This window comes from Dechloromonas denitrificans (assembly GCF_001551835.1).
In the GTDB taxonomy this organism is placed as follows: domain Bacteria; phylum Pseudomonadota; class Gammaproteobacteria; order Burkholderiales; family Rhodocyclaceae; genus Azonexus; species Azonexus denitrificans.
The window spans coordinates 114,601-139,892 of the sequence record NZ_LODL01000013.1 but is presented as its reverse complement, the minus strand read 5'-3'; the positions used below and the strand labels follow the sequence as shown (position 1 = coordinate 139,892).

The 25,292-nt window shown below is 51.5% G+C and carries 19 protein-coding genes; 15 read left to right on the top strand and 4 right to left on the bottom strand.

What is annotated here, in order from left to right:
* Positions 1 to 2: 2 nt before the first annotated feature.
* The 14 genes from AT959_RS06890 (at position 3) to AT959_RS20415 (ending at position 18,114) form a co-directional block, all read left to right on the top strand.
* Positions 3 to 1,205 (top strand): TIGR03087 family PEP-CTERM/XrtA system glycosyltransferase, encoded by a 1,203-nt coding sequence (locus AT959_RS06890; protein WP_066881998.1) that lies wholly within the window; start codon positions 3 to 5, stop codon positions 1,203 to 1,205.
* 139 nt (positions 1,206 to 1,344) lie between these two features.
* Entirely contained in the window at positions 1,345 to 2,508 is a 1,164-nt protein-coding gene (locus tag AT959_RS06885; RefSeq protein WP_066881996.1) for a TIGR03088 family PEP-CTERM/XrtA system glycosyltransferase, read from the top strand.
* A gap of 12 nt (positions 2,509 to 2,520) precedes the next feature.
* Positions 2,521 to 4,443, top strand: coding sequence for an XrtA/PEP-CTERM system amidotransferase (locus AT959_RS06880; RefSeq protein ID WP_066881994.1), 1,923 nt, complete (start codon positions 2,521 to 2,523; stop codon positions 4,441 to 4,443).
* Positions 4,440 to 5,624, top strand: coding sequence for a glycosyltransferase family 4 protein (locus AT959_RS06875; RefSeq protein ID WP_066881992.1), 1,185 nt, complete (start codon positions 4,440 to 4,442; stop codon positions 5,622 to 5,624). Before AT959_RS06880 ends, AT959_RS06875 begins: the two co-directional genes overlap by 4 nt.
* Positions 5,621 to 6,826: a glycosyltransferase family 4 protein gene (locus AT959_RS06870; RefSeq protein ID WP_240481769.1), complete on the top strand. Its 1,206-nt coding sequence runs from the start codon at positions 5,621 to 5,623 to the stop codon at positions 6,824 to 6,826. The genes AT959_RS06875 and AT959_RS06870 overlap by 4 nt, the downstream gene beginning before the upstream one ends.
* Before the next feature lie 21 nt (positions 6,827 to 6,847).
* Positions 6,848 to 8,218 (top strand): putative O-glycosylation ligase, exosortase A system-associated, encoded by a 1,371-nt coding sequence (locus tag AT959_RS06865; RefSeq protein ID WP_066881990.1) that lies wholly within the window; start codon positions 6,848 to 6,850, stop codon positions 8,216 to 8,218.
* Positions 8,219 to 8,271: 53 nt separating this feature from the next.
* Positions 8,272 to 9,774 (top strand): exosortase A, encoded by a 1,503-nt coding sequence (xrtA, locus tag AT959_RS06860; protein WP_169795456.1) that lies wholly within the window; start codon positions 8,272 to 8,274, stop codon positions 9,772 to 9,774.
* A 16-nt stretch (positions 9,775 to 9,790) separates the two neighbouring features.
* Positions 9,791 to 11,020, top strand: coding sequence for a glycosyltransferase family 4 protein (locus tag AT959_RS20435; protein ID WP_083518259.1), 1,230 nt, complete (start codon positions 9,791 to 9,793; stop codon positions 11,018 to 11,020).
* 39 nt (positions 11,021 to 11,059) lie between these two features.
* Positions 11,060 to 12,448 carry a glycosyltransferase gene (locus tag AT959_RS06850; RefSeq protein ID WP_240481773.1) on the top strand — a complete coding sequence of 463 codons (1,389 nt, stop codon included), beginning with the start codon at positions 11,060 to 11,062 and terminating at the stop codon, positions 12,446 to 12,448.
* Positions 12,448 to 13,278: an AAC(3) family N-acetyltransferase gene (locus tag AT959_RS20430; RefSeq protein ID WP_083518258.1), complete on the top strand. Its 831-nt coding sequence runs from the start codon at positions 12,448 to 12,450 to the stop codon at positions 13,276 to 13,278. Before AT959_RS06850 ends, AT959_RS20430 begins: the two co-directional genes overlap by 1 nt.
* A gap of 32 nt (positions 13,279 to 13,310) precedes the next feature.
* Positions 13,311 to 14,495 (top strand): beta-L-arabinofuranosidase domain-containing protein, encoded by a 1,185-nt coding sequence (locus tag AT959_RS06840; RefSeq protein WP_066881980.1) that lies wholly within the window; start codon positions 13,311 to 13,313, stop codon positions 14,493 to 14,495.
* A 1-nt stretch (position 14,496) separates the two neighbouring features.
* Positions 14,497 to 15,675 carry a glycosyltransferase family 4 protein gene (locus AT959_RS20425; RefSeq protein WP_169795454.1) on the top strand — a complete coding sequence of 393 codons (1,179 nt, stop codon included), beginning with the start codon at positions 14,497 to 14,499 and terminating at the stop codon, positions 15,673 to 15,675.
* Positions 15,676 to 15,702: 27 nt separating this feature from the next.
* Positions 15,703 to 16,674: a glycosyltransferase gene (locus tag AT959_RS20420; RefSeq protein ID WP_083518256.1), complete on the top strand. Its 972-nt coding sequence runs from the start codon at positions 15,703 to 15,705 to the stop codon at positions 16,672 to 16,674.
* A gap of 6 nt (positions 16,675 to 16,680) precedes the next feature.
* The gene (locus tag AT959_RS20415; RefSeq protein WP_083518255.1) at positions 16,681 to 18,114 is read left to right on the top strand and encodes an oligosaccharide flippase family protein; all 1,434 of its coding nucleotides are present in this window, start codon (positions 16,681 to 16,683) and stop codon (positions 18,112 to 18,114) included.
* An 18-nt stretch (positions 18,115 to 18,132) separates the two neighbouring features.
* Here AT959_RS20415 and AT959_RS21060 read toward each other — a convergent pair whose 3' ends face one another.
* The 4 genes from AT959_RS21060 to AT959_RS06820 all read right to left on the bottom strand — a co-directional run bounded on the left by AT959_RS21060 (position 18,133) and on the right by AT959_RS06820 (position 23,529).
* Positions 18,133 to 18,894 carry a hypothetical protein gene (locus AT959_RS21060; RefSeq protein WP_157651236.1) on the bottom strand — a complete coding sequence of 254 codons (762 nt, stop codon included), beginning with the start codon at positions 18,892 to 18,894 and terminating at the stop codon, positions 18,133 to 18,135.
* 20 nt (positions 18,895 to 18,914) lie between these two features.
* Positions 18,915 to 20,591 carry an asparagine synthetase B family protein gene (locus AT959_RS06830; protein WP_066882335.1) on the bottom strand — a complete coding sequence of 559 codons (1,677 nt, stop codon included), beginning with the start codon at positions 20,589 to 20,591 and terminating at the stop codon, positions 18,915 to 18,917.
* Positions 20,592 to 20,701: 110 nt separating this feature from the next.
* Positions 20,702 to 23,113 carry a hypothetical protein gene (locus AT959_RS06825; RefSeq protein WP_157651235.1) on the bottom strand — a complete coding sequence of 804 codons (2,412 nt, stop codon included), beginning with the start codon at positions 23,111 to 23,113 and terminating at the stop codon, positions 20,702 to 20,704.
* A 146-nt stretch (positions 23,114 to 23,259) separates the two neighbouring features.
* Entirely contained in the window at positions 23,260 to 23,529 is a 270-nt protein-coding gene (locus AT959_RS06820) for an acyl carrier protein (RefSeq protein WP_157651234.1), read from the bottom strand.
* 95 nt (positions 23,530 to 23,624) lie between these two features.
* Between AT959_RS06820 and AT959_RS06815 the strand changes: the two genes are divergently transcribed.
* Positions 23,625 to 25,223, top strand: a complete 1,599-nt coding sequence (locus tag AT959_RS06815) for an acyl-CoA ligase (AMP-forming), exosortase A system-associated (RefSeq protein ID WP_066882331.1) — start codon at positions 23,625 to 23,627, stop codon at positions 25,221 to 25,223.
* Positions 25,224 to 25,292: the final 69 nt, after the last annotated feature.

Below are 25,292 nucleotides of genomic sequence, written 5' to 3'. Positions count from 1 at the left end.
AGATGGCCAATATTCTTTATCTTGTCCATCGCCTACCTTATCCCCCCAACAAGGGGGATAAGGTACGTTCGTACAATCTTTTAAAGCATCTGCTCAAACAGCACCGGGTCTTTCTTGGCACCTTCATTGATGACCCGGAAGATGAGTCGCACATTGCCACACTACGGAACATGTGCGCCGACCTCCATGCCGCCAAACTCAACCCGCGCATGGCCAAAATACGCAGTCTCAATGGCCTCCTCGCCGGGGAGCCCCTGACGCTTCGCTATTATCGCGATGCGGCGCTGCAAAACTGGGTAGACACGACCTGTCGATTGAACAAAATTGATGCGACAGTGGTTTTCAGTTCAGCCATGGCTCAATATATTGAAGACAAACGGCGCATGCCGGTGCTGATCGACTTTGTCGACGTCGATTCCGCCAAGTGGACACAGTATGCCCCCAAGCATCGCTGGCCAATGTCCTGGCTCTACCGACGTGAAGGACAACAGCTTCTGGCCTACGAACGGCTGATCGCCGCCCAGGCAGTACGCTCCTTTTTCGTCACCGATGCCGAAGTTGCCCTCTTCAAGCGTCTGGCACCGGAATGCGGCGTACGCACCGAAACCATGTGCAACGGGGTCGATGCTGACTACTTTTCGCCTTCGTCGGAACGGGCGTCCCCATACGCCACGGGGGAAACCCCCATCGTATTCACCGGAGCGATGGATTACTGGCCGAATGTCGACGCCGTATCCTGGTTCGCCAATGAGGTATTCCCCGCACTGCGCCAACGCCGGCCAGACGTTCGTTTCTATATTGTCGGTCGTTCGCCAACACCGGAAGTCCAGGCCCTGGCCAGCGAACATATTGTTGTCACGGGTACGGTCCCAGACGTACGCCCCTACCTGCAACATGCCGGCATCGTGGTCGCACCACTGCGCATCGCCCGCGGCATCCAAAACAAGATTCTCGAAGCCATGGCCATGGCTCGCCCGGTCGTCGCGACGACCGACTGCGCTGCTGCGGTCGACGCAGTGAAAGGCACGGAATTGCTGGTCGCCAGCAACGCAAGCGAGTTCATCGACACCATTGATTCGCAGCTTGCGTCACCCATGGCCGGCAACGCCATCGGTGAAGCGGCTCGCGCCCGGGTGGTTGAACACTGCAGTTGGGATGCACACATGAATCGTATTGATCCCTACCTGTCACGCCAGTCGTCATGAAGGCCCCAAGCTCCAGCAATGGCATGCAGTGGCGGCAAGCTTGGGAGCTAATATTTCATAGGGGAAGCAGACCGCTTTTCGGTATGCCATCCCGGGCGGGAGCAAGGTGCCGATCAATTGACATATTCGATGGTGAGCAATGAAAAACGACACCCGGCCGCTCGTCGCCCACGTGATGTACCGCTTCGATACAGGCGGTCTGGAAAATGGCATCGTTAACCTGATAAACCATATGCCTGCCGGCAGCTATCGGCATGTCATCATCGCGCTGACGGAAGTCACTAATTTTCGCAATCGCATCCAGCGGGATGATGTTCAGTTTGTTTCACTGCACAAGCCGCCAGGCCATGGCATATGGCTGTTTCCAAAGCTATTCCGGCTTTTTCGGCAATTACGACCAGCGATTGTCCATAGCCGGAACCTAGCGGCACTTGAAGTTCAATTACCGGCCTGGTTAGCCGGCGTTCCGGTTCGCATTCATGGAGAACACGGTCGCGACATTGGCGATCTGGATGGATCCAATATCACCTACCAACGGGTCCGACGCTTTTATCGCCCATTCGTGAGTTATTACCTCGCACTTTCGCGCGACCTCGCCCAATATCTGAACGGTATAATTCGCGTTCCACAGACCAAGGTGCTCCAAGTTTACAATGGCGTTGACTGCTCGCGTTTTCATCCTGGCCAACCGGATCAATCGATTCCCGGCTGCCCGTTTGCTCGCCCGACTCACTGGTTGCTGGGCACGGTAGGTCGCATGCAGACAGTCAAAGATCAGCCGACTTTGGTCCGGGCCTTCATTCGTGCGCTGGAGATTGAGCCTCAACTGAAAGAACGGATTCGCCTCATCCTGGTCGGTGATGGGCCGCTGCGTGAAGAGTGCCAGCAGTTACTCGATGCTGCAGACCTCGACCAACTGGCTTGGCTCCCCGGGGAGCGCAACGATGTCCCCGAGGTCATGCGAGGCCTGGACTGCTTCGTCCTCCCTTCTCTGGCCGAAGGCATATCGAACACCATTCTGGAAGCGATGGCATCTGGCCTGCCGGTAATCGCAACCAATGTCGGCGGCAATGCCGATCTTGTTGTGGCGGACAAAACCGGGATTCTTGTCCCGGCTGCGGACCCGGAATCGATGGCCAGAGCAATCATACGGATGGCCAAACAGGCCGACACCAGGCAATCAATGGCGCATAGCGGACGTAGCTTGGTCGAACAAAAATTCAGCATGAATGCCATGGTCGCAAGCTACCAGGGCACCTACGACAAGCTACTGCATCGCAACAGTGTGAACCTCAGGCCCTGACAGGAAGATCCCATGTGTGGCATTACCGGAATTTTTGACACCCGAGGTAGAAGCGACATTGATCGTACGGTATTACACCGCATGAACGAATCGCAGTTTCATCGAGGTCCGGACGAAGGCGGTCTGCACGTCGAACCAGGCCTCGGGCTCGGTCATCGCCGCCTGTCGATCATCGATCTATCCACTGGCCAGCAGCCCCTCTACAATGAAGACCAGAGTGTTTGCGTCGTCTTCAACGGCGAAATTTACAACTATCAGGAACTCATCCCCGAGCTTCAGGCACTTGGTCACGTTTTCCATACCAGCAGCGACACCGAAGTCATTGTGCATGCTTGGGAATCCTGGGGGGAACACTGCGTAGACCGTTTTCGCGGTATGTTTGCCTTCGCTTTGTGGGACCGTAATCAGCAATCGCTGTTTCTGGCCCGTGACCGCCTCGGGGTCAAACCGCTGTACTACGCGCTCCTCGATGATGGAAACTTTCTATTTGGCTCGGAACTAAAATCTCTGCTGGCTCACGGCGGCCTCAAGCGCGAAATCGATCCCTACGCCATCGAGGAGTATTTTGCGCTGGGCTATGTCGCCGAACCGCGCGCCATATTCAAACAGGCCAGGAAGCTGCCGCCGGCACATACGCTGCTCTTGCGCCGCGGCCAAGCTGTTGGGCAGCCGAAGGAGTACTGGGATGTCCGTTTCTCCCTCGACAACCCAATCAGCGATCGAGATGCCTGCGCCGAGTTGACTGCGCGACTTGAAGAATCGATCCGGCTACGGATGATCTCCGAAGTCCCGCTCGGCGCCTTTCTCTCTGGCGGCGTTGATTCGAGCGCGGTCGTTGCCATGATGGCCGGTCTCTCGAAGACTGCGGTCAACACCTGTTCGATCGGCTTTTCCGACCCCGCCTTCAACGAAACTGAATTTGCCAAGCTGGTGGCCGATCGTTATCAGACCAATCACTATCTCGACATGGTCGAAAGCGACGACTTTGATCTGATCGACACGCTCGCCCGGTTATACGATGAACCCTATGCCGATAGTTCAGCCATCCCAACCTATCGGGTCTGCGAACTGGCACGCAAGCATGTCACCGTCGCACTATCCGGTGATGGTGGCGATGAGAGTTTTGGTGGCTATCGCCGCTACCGCCTGCACCTGATGGAAGAAAGCATGCGTTCTGCGCTGCCGCTCGGCTTGCGTCGTCCGCTTTTTGGCACGCTTGGCAAACTCTATCCTAAAGCCGATTGGGCCCCGCGAGTATTTCGGGCCAAAACCACCTTTGAAGCCCTGGCACGGACCTCCGCCGAAGCCTATTTTCATAGTATGTCGCTGATTCGCTCACCAATGCGCCGGCGACTATTCAGCGAATCACTGAACTCGGCACTTGGCGGCTACAGCGCACTCAACGTATTTCACGACCACGCCAAGAAAGCAGGCACGGACGACCCGCTCGGCTTGATTCAATACATCGATCTCCATACTTACCTCATTGGCGATATCAATACCAAGGTTGATCGCGCCAGCATGGCGCACTCCCTGGAGGTTCGCGAGCCGCTGATGGACCACCAACTGGTTGAATGGCTGGCGACCCTGCCGTCGCATCTCAAAATGCGCGGAAGCGAAAGCAAATACCTGCTGAAGAAAAGCATGGAGCCATTATTGCCGCCGGATATCATGTACCGTCCCAAAATGGGTTTTGCCGTCCCGCTTTCCCGTTGGTTTCGGGGGCCGTTGCGTCAACGTGTTCGCGACACACTGCTCAAGGGACAGATTGCCGAGTCAGGATGGTTCAATCCCGAGGTCATCAAGAAAATTGTTGAACAACATGAATCCGGACTCGGTGACCACAGCACGCCAATCTGGACCCTCCTGATGTTTGATGCATTTATGCGTTGCGTCATGAACGATCCTGCCGCTATCCGACAGAGCATCGCATGAAGATCCTCTACCACCACCGCACCGCCTCCAAGGATGGCCAGGCAGTCCATATCGACGAGATGATCGAGGCACTACGAGCCAATGGGCACGAGGTGCTGGTCGTCGCGCCGAACGTTGGTGAGCAGGGTGAAATGGGGGGCAAGGTCAGTTGGGTTCACCACCTCAAGGCAGCCCTGCCCAAAGCAATCTATGAATTGCTTGAACTCGCCTACTCGCTGCACGCCTATCGAAAGCTGAAGGCAGCTGCTCGCCAATTCAGACCCGATGTCATTTACGAACGCTACAACCTGTATCTGCTGGCCGGAACGATGCTCAAGCGCAGGTTAGGTATCCCGCTCTTACTGGAAGTCAATTCCCCCCTTGTCTTCGAACGCTCCCAGCATAGCGGCGGCCTCGCCCTACCCTGGCTTGCCAAGTGGGCGGAAGGCACAGCTTGGCGAAGTGCTGATTATGTGTTGCCGGTAACCCACGTTCTTGCCGAATATGTCAAAGCCTATGGCGTTCCCGATGAGAGAGTTTCGGTGATCCCCAATGGAATCAATGAAATACATTTCGCATCTGCCCCACATATTGCAACTGCCAAAGCACAGCTCGGTTTGGCAAACGCGCTGGTACTGGGCTTTACTGGTTTTGTCAGGGACTGGCATGGCGTCGATCGCATTATCGACTGGATGGCGAGCAAATATGCCCCCGAAAACTCGCACCTGTTGGTGGTTGGCGACGGCCCTGTGCGCCAGGATCTAGAAGCCCAAGCCCATCGTCTTGGTGTCGGAGATCGGGTCACCTTCACCGGTGTGGTTCATCGCGATGCGGTCCCCGGGCTCGTTGCAGCCTTTGATATTGCCTTACAACCTGCAGTAACCTCGTATGCCTCGCCATTGAAATTGATGGAATACATGGCGCTTGGCAAAGCCATCATCGCCCCACGCGCACAAAACCTGCTAGAAATTCTGAAAGATGAGCATAACGCCCTCATGTTTGATGAAAGCTCGGCGGGCGATTTGCAGGCAAAATTGACTCAGCTATGCGATAACGCGGAATTGCGCTCCCGTATTGCACAAGAGGCACATAAGACGATCACCTGCCAGGAACTCACTTGGCTTGGCAACGCCCGAAAAGTCGCAACGCTCGCTCAGCAATGCAATTTGCGCAACGTACCCGATCAAGGCCGACAAGCGTGACCGATGCGACGCCGCGTCCAATCCGGACACTTCTCTTTTCAACCCTGTACCCAAGTGCAGCCAGACCGATTCATGGTGTTTTTGTAGAAACGCGCCTGCGTGAACTGCTGCAAACAGGTCAGGTGGAAACCAAGGTTGTAGCACCGGTCCCCTGGTTTCCATTCAAAGGAAAGAGATTCGGTGTATACGGAAAATACGCCGAGACGCCAAAAATTGAACACAGAAACAGCATTGATATTTTTCACCCGCGCTACTTGCTCCCCCCTAAAGTGGGGATGAACATTGCACCATACTCATTGGCACGCTCAGCCCTGCCAACCATTAGAAAAATTATTCGCGACGGTTTCGATTTCGACCTGATCGATGCCCACTACTACTATCCGGATGGTGTCGCTGCCGGAATCATTGCCCATGCGCTGGGGAAGCCGTTTGTCGTTACCGCTCGCGGCAGCGATCTGAACCTGATTGCGCAATACCCAAAACCACGGCGTCTGATCCTTCAAACGGCGAAGCAAGCAAAGGCTTCAATTGGCGTCTCATCGGGTTTGATGCAAGTACTCTCTTCACTGGGAGCCGAGGCAAGCAAGTTACGCGTCATGCGCAATGGCGTTGATCTGGAGCGTTTCCAGCCGATTGAGCAAACGAAAGCGCGAGACAGGCTCGGCCTTCCCAATAATTGTCGCATTCTGTTATCTGTCGGCAACTTGATTGAATTGAAGGGCCACAATATCGCGATCAAGGCTCTGGCAAAGCTGAATAACAATGAACGACTTGTCCTTGTCGGACATGGGCCTGAACGCTCGGCCCTGCAAGAACTTGCAGACAAGCATCAACTCTCCGAACGAGTGTTGTTTGCTGGCCAGGTTCCAAACGAAGAACTGGCATGCTGGTATAGCGCAGCCGATGCGCTGTTACTGTGCTCGAGTCGAGAGGGATGGGCCAATGTTCTCTTGGAGTCCATGGCTTGCGGTACACCGGTCATTGCGACCAATATTCCTGGCACGAATGAAGTTATCAGGAGTAACGCCGTCGGACGCTTAATGTCCAGACGCGACGACGAAGCCTTGCTTGCAGCCTATGCCGACCTTTTTTCAAAACCTATCGACAAAATCGCCATCAGGGAATACGCCAAGCAATTCGGCTGGGATGTTACAACACAAGCCCAGATTGAACTTTTTCAAGAAGTTTCAAGGTCTCAATGACAAACCGGAGACTTATCGATAATGCGTGACATCGCGATTGTGATGCTCTTTGCCAGTGGGGCCGTCATGGCACTCCGGCGCCCATATATCGCCGCGTTGCTTTGGGTCTGGGTTGGTTTGATGAATCCCCACCGGCTAGGATGGGGATTTGCCTACTCCCTTCCTCTAGCAATGATTGCAGCAGGGACACTCTTCTTTTCGATGCTCATCAACCCGGAACAGGTTCGCTGGACAATGCGCTTTCCCGTTCCACTTCTTCTGACTTTTGTCGGCTGGATGGGGATTACAACCGCATTGGCGGTCTTTCCTGACGAAAGCTTCGAGAAATACATATTCGTCCTAAAAGTCCTTTTAATGCTGCTCCCTGTCGCTGCGGTAATACGCACTCGCGAGGAAATTCTGGGATTCATCGTTGTTGTAACCGGGTCATTGGCATTCTTTGGTATCAAAGGTGGGATTTTCACCGCTCTTACCGGGGGCGGATCCCGCGTATGGGGGCCGCCAGCCAGTGTCATCGAGGGTAACAATGAACTGGCAGTCGCCCTGATCATCACTGTGCCACTCCTCTACTATTTGGCGACCCAATCGACACTGCTTCGCGGGCTACCATTTATATCGAAGATTCCCGAGAAGTGGTCAAAGCGTTTCCTGTATGGCGCCATGTTCCTCTGTTTGTTGTCTGCTCTCGGCAGCCACTCTCGCGGTGCTCTACTTGCCATGATCGCCATGGGCAGTGTGCTCTGGTGGCGAAGCAAATCGAAGCTGGCTTTATTTGTCGTCGCCATGATCGTCGGCGTAATGGCGATTGCGTTCATGCCTGAAGAGTGGACGACACGCATGAATACCATTCAGACCTATGAAGAAGATGACTCTGCGCAGGGGCGAATAAACGCCTGGACAATGGCGGTTAATATTGCCAACGGGAATCTGACTGGCGCCGGATTCGTCACCGACTCGCCGATCATCTATCAGAAATACGCCCCCAATCCAAATTTCGTAATCGTCGCCCACAGCATCTACTTTCAAGTTCTTGGCGAGCATGGCTATATCGGATTGTTCTTATACCTTGCCTTCTGGATAGCAACCTACTCCCTTGCCGGCAGGCTTGCAAAGCTAACAGTCGGACATGAGCAACTTGAATGGGCTCACACCCTTGCCTCAATGACCAAGGTCAGCTTGATTGGCTTTTGTGTGGGTGGCGCATTCCTGAGTTTGGCCTACTGGGATATGCCGTACTACATTCTGGTCATACTTCTATGCACTGAGCGTTGCGTCCAGGAGGCTTTAAACCAGACTAGCAATCTGGCGCAAAAGACAAAGGACATCATGCCCAAACAAGGTCCAACGAACGCACTGCCGACACGACGCGGACAGGACGCTCCATTATGCTGACAGGTAACACGTCATCAAACTCGACTCATTCGGGGAGGAACCCACGATCAACCTTGTCCAGACAAACCGCTTGGCTTGCCTTGGGCCTGGTCTGGGTGAGCGTTATTTTTGCGCTACGCGAGCACGCTCTTCTGGTTGTCGAGTCTTGGGAAAAGCTACCGTCGCATGCTCATGGCTACGTTGTTTTGGCTGTAGTTGCTTATTTTTCCTGGAAAAAGCGTCATAGCTTAAGGCGAGTTTCCTTCGCACCATCTTATGCAGGCTTGGCCTTTTTCTTATTGTCAGGCGCTGCTGCTTATGTCGGCGAACTAGTATCCGCAGCGGTAGTTGCCCAGTTCGCCATCGTCTTCATGTTAATTGGATCAACCTGGGCTGTTCTTGGATATCAAGCATTCAGGAATCTCCTTGGTCCACTAAGCTTCCTATTTTTTGCCATACCTTTCGGCCATGACATCCTACCGACCTTGATGGACTGGACCGCAAATGCCACCGTAGTCGGCTTGCGCTTGAGTGGCATCCCGGTACTTCAACAAGACAGGCACTTTGTTATCCCCAGTGGCAGTTGGTCGGTCATTGAAGCGTGTTCTGGGATTCGTTACCTCTTTACATCATTTTTTGTCGGGTCGATCTTTGCCTATCTGACTTATCAGCGCTGGTATAAACGCCTTATCTTTATCGCGGCGATGGTTCTCCTTTCGCTCTTTGCCAACTGGCTGCGCGCCTACGCCATTGTCTTGATTGCCCACCTTACGGACAACCAATGGGGCCTTGGTCTATCGCATCTTGCATTTGGCTGGGTCATATTCGGCGTCGTCGTTATAACCGCCTTCATGATCGGAGACCGCTGGCGTGACACACCTCCTGTAATTGACGAGACGCCCCAAGTCAGTCAGCCCCCCCTTCCCCGCATCATCGCCACCGCACTCTTATCATCAGCGATAGCATTCGGTTGGCGCCTCGGGGCCGACAACATGGTCAATCACGCATCAATTGAGCAATTACCGCTGCAACTTGATTTATCCCAGTCACTGGGCAAGCTTCCCAAAGTTGAGCCTGGATTGGCAATGCTTGAACCATCTTTTCTAGGTGCCACAGCAATTCATCAGGGCGATTATCTTTATGCGGGTGGGGTTGCAAGGATTTACCTCGCCTATTACCGCAATCAAAAGCAAGGCCAAGAACTGGTCAATGTTAAAAGCCAAATTGAATCTTCAAAAACCTGGGAATGGCGAGGAAACAGAAAGCTACATTCAATAAGCAGCCTGCTACCTAACCTGAAGACGGAAAAGTACACTCATGCTGACACGGTTGCGCTGGCCACAACCCTGTATTGGGTTGGCGGTTACATAACGCAAAGCGAAGTCCACTCAAAACTTTTTCAGGCATTCAACCTGCTGCGCGGCCATGGTGACGATGGTGCTGCCATCGTAATATCGGTATCTGCCCATACGGAGGAGGAGGCAAGCCCGGCCCTTGCGGCGTTGATTCGTGATCTATTACCAAGCCTTCTTAGTGATCTTGAGCATACGATGCGGCAGTCAAAGCGAGTTAACTGAGCCAAGACCAACCACCATGAATACCGCCACTGCAAAGTCTTGTTTACTTGTCGCCAACATTTTTGCCCCGATCCATGGCGGTTCGGCAAACGTGTATGCAAGCCTTTGCCGACTTTCTCCACCGCATACGATGATTGCTCTTGCGGCCCGCCACAACTACGACCGGAACGAACCCATCACTGGCTGGGAAGAACACGACAAAGCTTGTTGCTATCCGGTTCACCGCCTTGAACTGTTACGCCCACCGATTTTGCCACCGCCAGCCAACAAACTGATTTCTGCTTGGCGCTTACTCAGCATCGACTTTCCAATTGCATGGCGTCTCGTTCAAAAGACGCTGCAACTGATCAAGCAATATAACGTGGGTGTCTTGTGTATTGGCGAACTCAACTCATCTGCTTGGCTGGGTGAGCTTTGCCGTCATTTAACAGGCTGCCGTCTGATCTATTACATTCATGGCGAAGAGATCACGACGCGATTTGATGCCGGATCCTTTGGCAACAAACGCTTCAAGTATTTGGCTCGGGCAGACGCCATTGTTGCAGTCAGCAGTTTTACCAGAAATGCCTTATTGGCATTGGGCTTGGCATCCAATCGGGTTCATCTGATCGAGAACGCCGTAGATACCACACGCTTCTCTCCCGGATGTATCGACCATTCCTTTCTCCAGCGTCGGAACCTTGTTGGAAAACGCATCGTTGTCAGTATTGGGCGACTGATTCCTCGGAAAGGTTTTGATCAGACAATACGCGCCTGGCATTCTGTCCTGACCGAACATCCGGATGCCCACCTGCTTCTCATCGGTGCAGGCCCCCAAAGAAAAGAACTGGAAGCACTGATCGTAGAAAACGGCTTACAACAAGCAGTCACCTTGACGGGGCCCTTGTCTGAAAGTGACCTGATTTCAGCCTATCGCTGCGCCGAATTCTTCATCATGCCCAACCGGACCATGCCTGATGGTGATACAGAAGGCTTCGGACTGGTCTTCCTGGAAGCCAATGCTTGCGGCCGTGCTGTAATCGGCGGCCGTGCAGGTGGTGCGGTAGAAGCAATAAAAAATGGTGAAACAGGCTTGCTGGTTGATGGGAACTCAGTTCACCAAATTGCCGAAGCGACCAACCGCCTGCTCGAGGATGACCAACTCCGAATGCAAATGGGGCAAGCCGGACTCGCTCATGCCAGAGCAAATAGTTGGACCACTCGTGCCGCCCAATTTCATTCCCTTTGTAATAGTTTGGCAACCTAATTCATTCTCATGCATAACCCCCCCCCTCGAACCCTGTTGGTGATTGCCGGAGAATTTCCGCCACTGAAGACCATTGGCCGCATCAGGACCGTCAAGTTCGTCGAGCAACTGCGCGCTCATGGCTGGGAAGCTGTGGTCGTCACCCTAGCGCCATCTGGCCAAGAGCCAAATTTCGATCCCAAACTGCTTGATGAAATAACCGAAGGCGTGGAGGTCATTCGGCTTCCTCTCCCGGATATTGAAGCTAAAATTGCTGACTTTGCAAAACTCCTACTAGGCCGTAAGCGAGATGTATCGCAGACCAAGGAGCCAACAACTCCAGCAAGTCGCCCTCCTGAAAAAACTTCAGCCTCGTCGCCTCAGTCAAACCTGCTCGATTGGGCACACGGGATTGTTCGCAAACTACTAAGAACTTTTGTTCACGTACCGGACAACTACCTGCCGTGGGCACGAGCAGCCACCGCAGAGTGCATCAAGATTTGCGCCGCACGCAAAATTGATGCGATCTACACCACGCTTCCTCCATTCTCCAGCGCTTACGTCGGACATGACCTGCGCAAAGCAACAGGCCTGCCCTGGATCGTGGACTACCGGGATCTTTGGTTTGGCGATGTCTTGCGAGAATGGCTGCCTGAGTGGAGAAAACGTCTCGAACTCAGAATAGAAAAGCGGCTGCTAAAGGCGGCAGATGTCATCGTTACCGTCTCCGAGCCGAAAACGGCTTATATGCGACGCCTCCACCCACTCATCAAAGCCAGGTGGGAAACACTAACCAACGGGTACGACACAGACATTTACGGTAATCGCGAACGCACCCGACAACTTGGGCAAGGAACGATTGAGTTTGTTTATACCGGCCGACTCTTCAAGAACAGGCGAGGCTATGCCTTTGCCGAGGCCTTGGGGCGAATCCATAAAACAGACCCAGGGCAAATAGAAAACATCCGGGTCCGCATACTTGGTGGTGTAGAAGCAGATATCCGGGCACGCTACGACGAAATACTGACCCGCCATGGCATCGCCCACCTTTACGACTTTGCGGGAGACGTTAGTTACGACGCGGCCATGGACGCGCAGATCAATTGTGACTACCTGTTATTGATTGTTGATACTGGCGAAACATCCGACGGGGTGATTCCAGGGAAACTGTTCGAATACGTCGCTGCCCGTCGTCCTATTTTCGCCTTGTGCGACCCCGGTGCCACTCAGCAAATCATTGAGCGTGCTGGTCTGGGCAAGGCCGTTCCGGCAGAATCGATTGATGCCTGCGAAGCCATGCTGCGTGAATGGCTGGCACGACCGGTACCGGAAAAAATGGAAGCCGATAACGAGTACCTGAGTCAGTTTGACCGCCGCGAAATTACCCGACGTTTGGCTGTCCTGCTTGATGAAGTTGCCGCCAGTCATACTCTGACTCAAGGCTGCTGATGATTCCCAGACTAAAACACCTGACCAAGGATCTTCTAACAAAAACCATCTGGGCTTATGGTTCGGAGGAGGTTGTCCGTCAAATTCGAAAATGTGGACTCGAATCGGGAACAACCTTGGTCGTTCACTCGTCATGGCATCAGCACAATGGTTTTCGCGACAAGCCTGCCGATCTGATCAAGGCCCTAAAAACTGCGGTGGGCAATAATGGCCTGCTGGTCATGACTTCAATGCCATATCACAACATGAGTTCGGCGGAATGGTTGGCAAAAGGCAAACCGATGAATGTTCGCCGCAGCCCATCGATGATGGGCTTGGTCTCCGAGGTATTTCGCCGTTCAGAAGGGGTCCACCGCAGCCTTAGTGCGACACACCCTTTGCTGGCCTGGGGAAAGGATGCGCAAGATTTCATTTCAGGGCATCAAGATACTGACCGCCCATTCGGCCCCCAATCTCCATTTTCCAAACTACTTGAGCGGAACGCCTTAATCCTCGGCTTCGATGCCCCATTCTCCACGTTCACCTTCACCCATTTCGTTGAAGACCACCTAGTAGATAGCTTGCCGACTCCGCTGTATGAACCCGAACTGCTCGCTGGCAAGGTAGTCGACTATGACGGCAACGAAAGCACACAGTGGCTACGTGTAATTTCCCCATTGGCCAATAAACAACGCCGTGAGGAACGACTCATCGCGCAGTTGGAGAGTAGCCAGGCATTGCACAGGGGACGCATCGGCAACACCGCGCTGGTTTGGATACGTGCTCAAGCCTTGCTGACAGGTGCTCAGAAACTTGCCCTTGAAGGCACTCATTTCTTTGACCACCCCTGAATGGCCAACTCATTCATCTCCTAGGAAAGCGTATGGGAATCGCCGAAACCATCCACCTGAAACACCTCATTTTGAAAGATCGGCTTGGGCTTGGACTCACCTCCCCCACCGACAATCGAATCCACCTCGATGCAGCCATCGCTTGGTTAAAGCATGCACAGGATGTCACCGGTAATAGCGGTGTCGCTCAAACCTATCTGGTTCGCTATCAGCGCTGGGCCCCTTCGTACCCGGAAACAACCGGCTACATCATCCCCACCTTCTATCGCTATGCGGCACTTTCCGGCGATGATGATGCCCGAACCCGTGCACGCAGGATGGCTGATTGGGAAATCGAGATTCAGCACGCAAGCGGAGGCGTTCTGGCTGGTGCACTAGGCGACTCCGATCAGCCAACTATCTTCAACACCGGACAAGTGATCTTTGGCTGGGTTCGCGCATTTGAAGAAGAAGGTGATGAGCGCTATCGCCAGGCGGCGGTAAGAGCTGCCGATTGGTTAATCGAAGTCATGGATAACGATGGATGCTGGCGAAAATTCGGTTCCCCGATGACCGGCAAGCAGATCAATACCTACAACACCCGCTCGGCTTGGAGCCTGGCTCGCGTATTCGATATTACCGGTGATCGCCGCTATCTCAACGCAGCCTTAAAAAATGCCGATTGGGCAATGAGTCAACGCAATGAACGAGGCTGGCTGGCCGAGAACTGCCTTCAGGACAGCACCCAACCATTCACCCACACAATTGCTTACGCGATGCGTGGGCTGCTCGAAATTGGCATAGCTGCAGAACGGGAAGATTTGATTGTCGCCGCACGTACTATTGGCGACGCGATGCTCACTGCACTCCCACCCGATGGCAGACTCCCCGGACGCTTCAATAAGAATTGGCAACCAACAGTTACCTGGTCTTGCCTGACAGGAGATTGCCAACTCGGCATCAATTGGGGACGCCTATTCAAAACAACCGGTGACCACAAGTATCGGGAAGCCACTACAAAAGTTCTAGCGTTTGTCAAAAAAACCCAACAACTACTCGGACCGAACAAAGACACCGTCGGTGGAATAAAAGGATCTCACCCGATCAACGGCGGCTATCACCCATGGCAATACCCAAACTGGGCGACAAAGTTTTATGCAGATGCATTGATGATGGATATCGCGAACTCAAGCCCAACCCGTTATGGCTTGACCGCTCGTCCCGATAGAGATGACTAAAATGGCGAAAGACAAACCGGGGAAATTGCTTCTATATCTTCCCTGGGAGTTCGACATGCTGGGTGGAGTGGACGTTGTTGTCGAACGTCTATGGCGCGGGATGGAAAACCGCTTTCCCGGCGTGGCGAGTATTGGCATTCAAGACTGGATAGACCGCGGCGAAAGAACTGATGAGCAAGGCAGGCGATTTCTTCATTTGAATCTGCCAGCCCCCCCCTCTGCTCACGGTCACCTCCCCTTCAGATACATCCTTACTTTGCTGCGTCGCCTTATTAGCGCACAACACGACCTGCGAATACACAATATCACTACGGTCAACGTTCATTTTCCGACATTAAATGCTTATCCACTGGCTTTGCTTAAGTTTTTTGGACTATGGAAGGGGAAACTCGTGCTCTCCTTCCACGGGTCCGATGTAAGTGCGATAGCCACCGATAGTCCGCGATGGAAAATAATTGCCAAACAAACTAATGCAATTACAGCCTGCTCAGCGGCGCTGGCCAACCGGATAGAAGAACTTAAGTTCTTCTATCAGCCCGTAGATGTCATTCACAATGGTATTGATTCTGAAAATTTCACTCGTAATAGCGCTCCTACCCCGCCGCATATAGATACGCCCTACTTATTAAATGTAGGAAATTATGTTCCGATCAAGGCGCAAGATATTTTTTTAACCGCCTTTGCGCGCATAGCCACGGAATATCCAGAGCTCAACATTGTTTGTGTTGGCGGAACCGACAACGGCAGTTGGCTCAAGCACTTAAAAGAACTCGTCAATAAGCTAAACATCGAAACTCGTGTAACCTTCTTGGAAAACAAGCCTCAGAATCAAATTGCATCGTTGATGCGCAACACAAATTGCCTCGTGCATACTGCAAAATATGAGTCTTTTGGCTTGGTGTTGATAGAGGCGGGCGCATGTCAAACCCCTGTTATAGCAACTAGAGTTGGCGGAATACCAGAAATAATTCCCTCCTCTGATTTTGGCTTGCTATTCAACAATGGAAATATCGATGAATTGACGGCAGCTATATCAGAGACATTGCGCTCACCCGATCGGGCAAAAAAAAGAGGCATAAATTTACAGCAACGTGTCTCCAATCAATTCTCAGCGAAATCTATGCTTGAAGGCTATTTGAGAATTTTTAGAAAAATCACCGAAAACCCGACTGTAGCCTGATCAGTATTAGCTGACGAAAATATAACCATGCCAGATCTACCTCTTGTTTCAGTAGTTATCGCCTGTTTTAACAGTGTTCGATATTTGTCATGCACCATCGATTCGGTACTCAATCAGACTTACAAAAATATTGAGTTAATTTTAGTGGACGACTGTTCAACTGATGGTACCGTTGCTTTAATCAATGAATATATAGCACGCGATCAGCGCATCCGCCTCATACAAAGAAAACAACGTGGTGGACGCCCGGCAATCACCAAGAACACGGGACTTGAATATATCACTGGCGAATTTGTATGCTTTCTTGATCATGACGACTATTACCACCCAAAAAAAATTGAATATCTTTTAAGCATTTTAATTCAAAACCCCGAATGCATAGCAGCCTTTCACGATATTGACTTGGTAGACGAGCACGGAAATTTCCTGAACAAATACCTTGATAATTTCACTGTAGAGGCCAATCAATATTTACAAGGCATTGGCACATCAAAATACATATGCAACATAAGGTTCTTTGCATTTCAAAGCATAAAATATGCAGCCATTCACACCATATCGATAATGATTGCGATCGAACGATTTGGCCGCAATAATTTATCATTTGATACACGCTTCCAAGTTTGCGACGACACTGATTTGTGGATAAGGCTAGGTCTTTCTGGCCAGATGATTTATTTGGATGAATCGCTAGCCAGTTATCGACAGCACGGCACAAACATCACTCGCAATCAGATAAAAGTCCAAGAGGACGCACTTATTCTAATGGAATATAATTTCATTAGAATATCAGACAAAATAAACCAACAAGAAAAAAAACTCTTGGCTAATCGAATATCAAGCTACTACGATGATCTGGGATGGATGTATCGATGCAAGAAAATACGAAAAAAATCAATAAACGCTTACATTAATGCATGGAAATGGTCAAAATCAGGAAAACACTTACTCCATGCCATTAAAGCCATATTCCCAGTCAGAAAGACAGAGGCAGCTTAAAACCGAATGAGCAGCTTCAAGAAATCGATATTATTTTCAGTTGGCGAAAAATATATAATTTTTGCAATTCAGTTTTGCACATCGATAATTATTGCGCGGTTACTCACCCCCGCCGAGTTTGGGATATTTTCAATCGGCAGCATTTTTCTATCTTTCTCACATATATTCCGGGACATTGGGATTTCAAACTATGTTATTCAGGAACGAAACCTAAGCAAAGATAGACTCCAAACAGCACAGAGTCTGCTTTTCGCGACAAGTTGGAGTCTGGCAATTATATTGTGGTCGGTTAATGGATATGCAGCATCATATTATTCAGAACCGGGGGTAAGCAAAGTAATAATAGTTCTATCGTTAAACTTTCTGATACTACCCTTTGGGGCTTTGTCATCGGCCTTACTAAGACGAGAGATGCGGTTTGACTGTTTATTAAAGATAAACATCAGCGCAGCCATTGTTCATGCGTTGGCTTCTGTTTCTTTATGCTTATTGGACTTCGGCTTTGTCAGCCTTGCTTGGGCGGGTGTATTTAGCACCATAACAACAGTATTAACGACAATTTATTTTTCTGATAGCAAAATAAGTTTGCGTCCGCACTTTGTCGACTGGCTCCATATTTTAAAAACAGGGGGGCGCTTTAGTGGCGCTTCCTTGCTTTGGGAGTCAGGCATAAGTGGGCCAGAACTAATTGTCGGAAAGACCATGGGCCTTGAAAGCACCGCTTTTTTAGGGCGAGCCCAAGGGGTGGTTGGATTGATATATCGGACCATTATGGAAGGTTTGGCCCCTGTGCTTATGCCGCATTTTGCCCAAAGCCATCGAGAACAGCAGGACATTGGCAAAAAATTCATCAAGACAATCAATAACGTATCGGCTCTAACCTTCCCAATCTTCTCGTCTCTTTTTGTAGCGATGGATTCTGTAGTGATGTTTCTATATGGAAATCAATGGCTAGCAAGCATTCAACCTGCCCGCATTCTCTGCATGGGTATGCTTGGATTAAGCATCGCCGTGGTGGGAGGCTCAGCAGTAGCTGGCTTGGGGGAAACGAAATACTCATTACGTTTCCAACTATTTGGGCAACCAGCGAAGCTCTTGCTGGTGCTCATTGCATGTTTTTACTCTCTTAGCCATGTAGCTCTAGCCATGGCATTTGGGGACTTATTGATTGCGGCTTATGTCATTCGCACACTAAGAAAACTAACCGGATTCTCATGGAAAGAGTTGGCTATATCCATGAGCTCATCCGCATACATTGCAACTTGTGCAGGAGTCGCCTGCTTTTTATTTAAAACAATTGCTAGCGAATCCGGAAATTTTATTATTGTAATCGGCTGCATGATTTCATCAACACTCGGTTGGATTTTAGCCATCTACTCCAGCAAACATCCGCTATATACAGAAATAACCACAATAGCCAGTTCTATAAAAAACAGATAAAAATTAAGACTACTAAATTTATTTCAAACCTCCACCCCCAATATTTTTTTCCTCCTGATTACTCTCCGACTCACTCAAACCATTGCCAATGCTTGGCGTTGGTATGTTTAACTTATACCCAGATTTTTCTATTCTTTGCCGCAGAGACGGAAAGGTTACCCCATAGCTGTAAGCTCGCTGCGCGTAATCGACAGCCTTTTCCCAGTTTCTCATATCAGCATATAACAGCCCAAGATTGTACTGGAAATAACGATTATCTTCCCACTGCGACTCTGCTAGCAGATATTGTTCCAAAGCCTCTTTAAACTTTCCATTTTGATGCAAATGGATAGCGTAGGCAAAACGAACATTCTTATCGTTTTCCTTAAACCGTATGGCCCGATCAAAAAAGCAGTAAGCTGACAACCTTGGTGTGTAAATCGTTGCTGAAGTTTGAGGCAGCTTTCCACCAGCCATTTTTTCCAGCCGGGAAACAGAAACCAAAGCCTCTGTATGATTTGGGAACATGCGGAGTGTATAGTGAATCTCCGCGGTCAATTGATCGATGGAATACCGTTTTCTGTTTAAGCTCCTAACATCCGAATTAAAATGGACATTTTCAACTCGCTTGATTCGCCCCATCGGGTCTGCTCCGGTAGAGGCTGAACTTGATGGGTCAGAGTAATCCCAAGGCCCAATATCGCCGTAGTTTTTCAACTCGCCGCAGTCCTCGACGGCAGCATTGGATGAAACACTTACGGATGCAAGCACCAGAAAAACAAGTGAAAATAATTTGGACATGTAGGACCTCGTTATTGGCATTAACTGCTATTTCTACCAGAGCACTTGTCATCATGCCCGCGTAACCATTGCTCAAGCATGATGGAAATCCAAATCATCTCTCCATAGTAGCCAGGATGTTCGCGCAAATGCTTGAATATCTGATCGACAAACTCCGACTTAAAGATTTTTCGCTCCGCCAAGGCCCTGACAGAGTTTTCCGCCAAATCTCTTAACTCGTTGTTCTGGGTGACCCAGACACCGAACGGAAGCCCAAACCCCTGCTTTTTCTTGGTAAGAATTTCATCAGGGAGAAAGCCGCGTAAAGCCTCCTTGAAGAACCAGCGAAGTTTCAAACCTTTCAATTTATATTCGGTAGGTAGGCGCATTGAGAAGGCAAGCAAGTCTGCATCAAGCATGGGAAAGCCAACGTCAATTCCGGCCAGCATGGCCGTACCAACGACTTTAGGCAGATCACACTCTGCCAGCGTGTATCGCCAGTCAAACGCCAATTCCTTATTTGTTTGCACGGCAGACCCTGTTTCAGCCCAAATAGCTCTCTGCTGCTCAACAGGCTCTGCCTGGTCGACCCCTTCCAGAAAGTCTGCGGTAAACACATCATGAACGCCAAAACGGAATAGCAGGTTGTAGGTCTGGGTCCGGTCAGGTAGCGGCACCTTTGCTTGGCGGATATAACTCGCGCCTTTGCTCAACAGAGGCAGTTTTCCTAACGGCGATCCGAGCAGCAGCGGCTCGAGCAAAGTATGGCGCAGTGCCGACGGAAGCTGATCGTAGAAACCGAATACCTTTTGCTTGGCATAACGTGTATTGCCACCGAAAAGCTCATCACCACCATCGCCGGCAAGTATGCGTGTAACCCCATCCTCCTGAGCCATTTTTGCACAGTAGTAGGCTGGCAAAGCCGATGAGTTACCAAATGGCTGATCATAAAAGCGCGCGACATCCGGGATACTTCGCACGAGGTCAGCCGGCGTCACGTAGTACTCATGGTGATCAGTATGGAAATGGCGGGCGGCTATGCGGGCATACTCCATTTCATCGTAGCCTTCGGCATCAAAACCGATTGAATAGGTGGCAGCAGCTTGCCCTGAGACCTGCCCGATCATTCCCGCCACGGTGGAGCTATCTGTTCCGCCACTGAGAAAGCAGGCGGGTTTGCTCCCGTCCAATTGGCGACGCACCCCCTCTGCCAATAGATGCCTGAACTCAGTGCGAAGCTGGTCAAATGAAGCCTTTTTTTCTTCCTGGAAATCAGGTGTCCAATAACGTCCAAGTCCCAGCTGACCATTCTCGAAAACGGCGTAGTGCCCAGGCGGTAGGCGGTAGACATTCTTGAAGATGGTTCTAGGGGAAGGAATAACGTGAAAATATAGATAGTCGAAGATCGCTTGAGCATCAATTTCTGTATCAACATCGGCCAACTCATCCGCTCTCGAGGCAAAATAAATCCCCCCCCCCGCCACCCGATAACACAGGCTGCGTACAGCGAAACGGTCGACCGCAAGGATCGTACGCCCATTGCCATCCGTGAGGCCGACGGCGAAATCTCCAGCAACGTCCTTCACTCCGCTGGCGCCATGTGTCGCAAAGAGCTTTTCCCAAGCAGCCAGATCCCCCTCCGTGTGAGCAAGACCGGCAAACGCGCCTGCGGAGAATTTGGGATGACCTGTTAATAGTGTTTTTTTATCAGCGCTCATTGGAAATGATTCCTTGGCAATTATTGGCATCACGCATTCAGACTCTCTACTGAGAAACTTTCTCACCTATCTGGATCATCTTTATGCGGCAGTTGTGAAACATGAAGGACTTAATGCTCGCTATTTGGGCGCCGGATAAAAAGCCCCAGTAGCAGCAACAAGTAAAAGAGCGTCGCCACCCTGGGAACATCAAGCAGGCTGTCGAAAACACCTACAATACAGAAGCCGGCAAGTCCCCCTGCCACAGCAGGGGCAAGCGGATGGCTCGCCGCCTTTCCCCAGACCAGGCGGAAAAATGCGGATGCCAACATCACCAACAATACGACCAACCCTAGCCCTCCCTGCTCGAACAGGATGTGCAGGAAAACGTTCTTCATATGCCACGGCATATGATATTTGTCTGACGATGAAAACCAGCGTGTCAGTTCACTGTCGAAATTGCCATTGGCAAGCAATTCCATGCCGTTGTTTTGTAAAGCCAAGTTGTCAAAATCAGCAACTCCGCCTCTGGAGAGCATTGCAATAGAAAAAACCACTAGCTCCGGGGCATACCACGCCCCACCGCCCGGCAAGTCACCCTGCAGTTCAACCTCCATCCGTTGCCACGTGCCGCCCTCTCCTTTTACTTCCACCTGACGAGCAACACACCGGCCTTGATAAAGCAAATGCTTGGCGCAGACCTCGAAAACAAAAATGACATCTTTTTCCGCTCGAACGTTGAATTGAACCCGGTACACGCCCGGTTCCGGCCTGATGCGCTGCGTTACCCGAAAGACCTCACCCCATCCATTAATATGACGCCCACCGACGAGGCGTAAATATGTATTCCCGGAGGAATCGGATTGCAAATGGAAACCGCCGGGATACTCGCTTTGGGGCGCAGCAAAGAAGTATGTTGCCGGAACTCGCCCGAGACCTTTACCCAACCACCAATCGGCGCCTTGAAGTTGGCCAAGCCCGGTCTCCCAGTGCTGCAGACGATAATCCAGATCCTTGTTCGTTGTCGAAAAGCGATCAGCCATGTATCGCCCACCAGAAAAAATTGCGACGACCGCCGCCAGTAATGCCAGCACAACGGCAATCGACAACTGTGAGCGAAAACCACACTGCGGTAGAGTCCGGCGACTAGCGACGAAAATCCCACAAAGCAAAATCGTGCAAGATATAGCCATGCTTGCAATAGCTTCATTCCCGCCCCAATGCCAGGCGACCAGCACACCACTACTTAGCATCGAAACATAGGCAGGAATGAGCAAGCCTTGGGCAATTGCGGAGACCCTCTGACGTCTCCCAATAAGACTTCCTGCGGTCAACAATGCCGAAACGGCAAAAACCAGATAAGCACCTTTCGGCACACTGATGGCCAGAGCTAAGCCAATCATCGATGACAGTAGCCCCAGAGATATCCCGCGCCACCAAGTAGCACTGGAAACTGAAGCCAGTGCAAGACCTACGGGATAAAAGAGCCCGCTAGCCACCAGAAATACAAACATTCCCCGATAACCAGAAGTCTCAAATACCCAATAAGCAGCAATGGTGAATAGGGCCATGCCAAAAAGTGCGACAGCAAGAGCACTTTTCTTGACGGGCAAGAGCAAATTAGCGGATCCAATCTCGCGCATCGAGAGCCAGATACTTAGCCCCAAGGCAATCGGAATTGCAGCGTAGACACCTCGCGAAAAAGTCGTCAGGCAGGCATAAGAGGCCAAAGCAAGGGCTGCCAGCACGAATGCAAGGTGCCAACGCGATTTGGCGAAAATCAACTCCCGAGCGGCAAAAGGCACTGTCAAGGCCAGAAAACCATCAAGTGCGGCACCGCCTACATGCATTTCCCAGAATAAGGCGGTCGTTCGATAATCCGAAGAAAAGTCGAGCAAACCAAGGAAGGCCACGCGCTCCCAGATCGTTGCGAGTGAAACAAGACAAAGACCGGCCGTCATCCCCAGCCCCAGCCCCAGCAAGGAAAAACAGCTAACCCCTTTCTTTTCTTGAGGCCGAAGAACCAGACAAAGTGGCAGCAGCAAAACAGCCAGCAGGAAAGGCTTTGCCAACCGAATACTGTTCATCGACTGATAGTAGCCATGAAACCAGGAAAAGCTGAATCCGCCGCTTTCCGCTAGGCCGCGGAACAGCGAAATCAGCACTGACCCCAACATGGCAAGGAGCAACAAGGTGCCCCAGGAGACCTTCAGTCGATGATTTTTCCCGATGAGCCAGGGAAATGTCAGGGCATGCCGAAGGTATGCCCCGCCAAGAAGAAGGAGCACAAGGAGGTCAAACTCCTCAAAAGTGATCCACCCAGTCCATGGAGCGAGATCAACCACCGGGAGCAGCGTCGGAACTAGGAAAAAAACGAGGGGGGGGTAAAGCGCAGCCGTAAAAAAAGCAGCGAAACAAAGGCTGCCCAAAAGCCAATCGCTCCGCATAGGGTGATGCAAAAGCAAAAAAGCTGCTGCGAGGACTGAAACAGCCCCCACGCAGAACATCACCACACGGAGCAGGAGAATATTTTTCCCGGGCATCTCAACTCAGCTCAAAAGAAGCGCCCCCCACCAAAGTCAGACCCTGCGCTTCAAATACCGGCAAAAATTGGCCACAGCAAAACACCAACACCAACTGTGAAAACCTTCATGCTTCAGCTTGCGAAACACGCAAGCCAGAACAGCTTTCAGGAAGCCAGTTTGGCGTCGACAAACGCAATGAGCGAACCGAGGGTTGCAAAAGTACTGCCCTCAATTTCATCGTCATCTACGGTAAAACCGAAACGGTCTTCGAAGCTGGTAATCAAGGCAACTACCGCCATCGAATCCAGTTCCGGGATTGCCCCCAGCAGAGGGGTGTTCAGCGAGAACTCTGCGGAACGGCCATTCAAACTTAGAATTTCATCCAGAAGGGACAGCACTTCATTTTCGGTATTCAAACCTTGCTCCAGATACATCAGATTTCAGACGCAGCATTATAGGCACAGAATGCCATTTCGACTGTGAGATACTCCACATCGTCATACCTTGGCCCATGGCAGAATCACTCATCATGCGCGACTCAATACTTCTTCCCGAACTAATTTACCGTGCTGCCGAGCGTGCTCCGAGCGCGCCGGCGCTCACCTTCGGCAAATCAACGCTTTCTTATGCCGAGTTGCAGGATGCAGTAAATCGTTTTGCCAGCGGCCTGCTCGCCATCGGTCTCCAGCGCGGTGAGCGAGTGGCGATCTACCTTGAGAAACGCTTTGAAATGGTTATCGCCAGTTTTGGCACACCGGCTGCGGGCGGCGTTTTTGTGCCAATAAACCCGCTGCTTAAAGCCGATCAGGTTGCTTACATCCTTCGTGACTGCAACGTTCGTATTCTGGTGACCTCCCCCGAACGACTTGCGCTGCTGCAGGAAACATTGCCAAGCTGCCATGACCTCCGTCATGTTGTCGTTCTCGACCATCCCAACACCATTGCAGCCGTCGACACACCGAACCTCTGTTGCTGGGGAGAATTACTTGATCAGCCAGCACGCGCTGGGCATCGGCTGATTGATACCGATGTATTAAGCATACTTTACACATCAGGCAGCACTGGTAAGCCCAAGGGCGTCGTACTTTCCCATCGAAACATGGTGGCCGGCGCAAAAAGCGTTTCAAGCTATCTGGAAAATCACGCTGGCGACACACTACTTGCCGCCCTCCCGCTCTCCTTTGATGCAGGCTTCAGCCAGTTGACCACCGCCTTTCACGTCGGCGCGCGGGTCGTTCTATTGAATTACCTGCTCCCCCGTGATGTGCTGAAGGCTATCGAGCGTGAAAAGGTCACCGGTTTGACCGCTGTGCCGCCGCTTTATATTCAACTCACCCAACTTGCCTGGCCGGAATCAACGACCGAACACCTGCGCTACTTTGCCAATACCGGTGGCCGCATGCCACGCGAGACGCTGGAAGCCTTACGTCGGCATCTACCAAAAACCAAACCATATTTGATGTACGGTCTGACCGAAGCATTTCGCTCGACCTACCTGCCACCAAGTGAAGTCGACAAACGACCGGACTCGATTGGCAAAGCCATCCCAAATGCAGAAATTCTGGTGCTCCGCGATGACGGTTTTCCTTGTGCACCAAACGAGCCGGGTGAACTTGTTCACCGCGGCGCATTGGTCGGCCAAGGTTACTGGAACGATCCAGAAAAAACCGCCGAACGTTACAAACCATTGCCTGTCCACGCACCGGGCCGTGAGGCGGGACTTGTTCTACCAGAGATTGCCGTTTTCTCCGGCGACACCGTTCGCATGGATGAGGATGGCTTCCTGTACTTCATTGGGCGCCGCGATGAAATGATGAAAACTTCAGGCTATCGAGTCAGCCCGACTGAAGTGGAAGAAATTCTCTATGCGACCAAGATGGTAGGCGAATGCGTTGCGTTCGGCGTGGATGACGAACGCTTGGGGCAAGCCATCCAGGTAATCGCCACAGCCCCCCCGCAAGGGCATCTTGATATCACAGCACTGCTCATGGAGTGTCGAAGCCGGATGCCGGCCTACATGGTCCCACAAGGCATCGAGATTCACACAGGCCCACTGCCACGCAACCCCAACGGGAAAATCGACCGAAAAACACTGTCGACCGCATGGATCGAGAAAAACGCATCTTAGATTGGCGAACATTTGCTTCGCATCCGACCGCAAGCCCCTGAGTAAATGCAAGCTCATCGATCAGCTCTC

Bases quoted from the DNA above. Each gene is read 5' to 3' on its own strand.
- AT959_RS06890 (WP_066881998.1), top strand. From the start codon at position 3: ATGGCCAATATTCTTTATCTTGTCCATCGCCTACCTTATCCCCCCAAC.
- AT959_RS06885 (WP_066881996.1), top strand. From the start codon at position 1,345: ATGAAAAACGACACCCGGCCGCTCGTCGCCCACGTGATGTACCGCTTC.
- AT959_RS06880 (WP_066881994.1), top strand. From the start codon at position 2,521: ATGTGTGGCATTACCGGAATTTTTGACACCCGAGGTAGAAGCGACATT.
- AT959_RS06875 (WP_066881992.1), top strand. From the start codon at position 4,440: ATGAAGATCCTCTACCACCACCGCACCGCCTCCAAGGATGGCCAGGCA.
- AT959_RS06865 (WP_066881990.1), top strand. From the start codon at position 6,848: ATGCGTGACATCGCGATTGTGATGCTCTTTGCCAGTGGGGCCGTCATG.
- AT959_RS20435 (WP_083518259.1), top strand. From the start codon at position 9,791: ATGAATACCGCCACTGCAAAGTCTTGTTTACTTGTCGCCAACATTTTT.
- AT959_RS20430 (WP_083518258.1), top strand. From the start codon at position 12,448: ATGATTCCCAGACTAAAACACCTGACCAAGGATCTTCTAACAAAAACC.
- AT959_RS06840 (WP_066881980.1), top strand. From the start codon at position 13,311: ATGGGAATCGCCGAAACCATCCACCTGAAACACCTCATTTTGAAAGAT.
- AT959_RS20425 (WP_169795454.1), top strand. From the start codon at position 14,497: ATGGCGAAAGACAAACCGGGGAAATTGCTTCTATATCTTCCCTGGGAG.
- AT959_RS20420 (WP_083518256.1), top strand. From the start codon at position 15,703: ATGCCAGATCTACCTCTTGTTTCAGTAGTTATCGCCTGTTTTAACAGT.
- AT959_RS20415 (WP_083518255.1), top strand. From the start codon at position 16,681: ATGAGCAGCTTCAAGAAATCGATATTATTTTCAGTTGGCGAAAAATAT.
- AT959_RS21060 (WP_157651236.1), bottom strand. From the start codon at position 18,894: ATGTCCAAATTATTTTCACTTGTTTTTCTGGTGCTTGCATCCGTAAGT.
- AT959_RS06830 (WP_066882335.1), bottom strand. From the start codon at position 20,591: ATGAGCGCTGATAAAAAAACACTATTAACAGGTCATCCCAAATTCTCC.
- AT959_RS06825 (WP_157651235.1), bottom strand. From the start codon at position 23,113: ATGCCCGGGAAAAATATTCTCCTGCTCCGTGTGGTGATGTTCTGCGTG.
- AT959_RS06820 (WP_157651234.1), bottom strand. From the start codon at position 23,529: ATGTATCTGGAGCAAGGTTTGAATACCGAAAATGAAGTGCTGTCCCTT.
- AT959_RS06815 (WP_066882331.1), top strand. From the start codon at position 23,625: ATGCGCGACTCAATACTTCTTCCCGAACTAATTTACCGTGCTGCCGAG.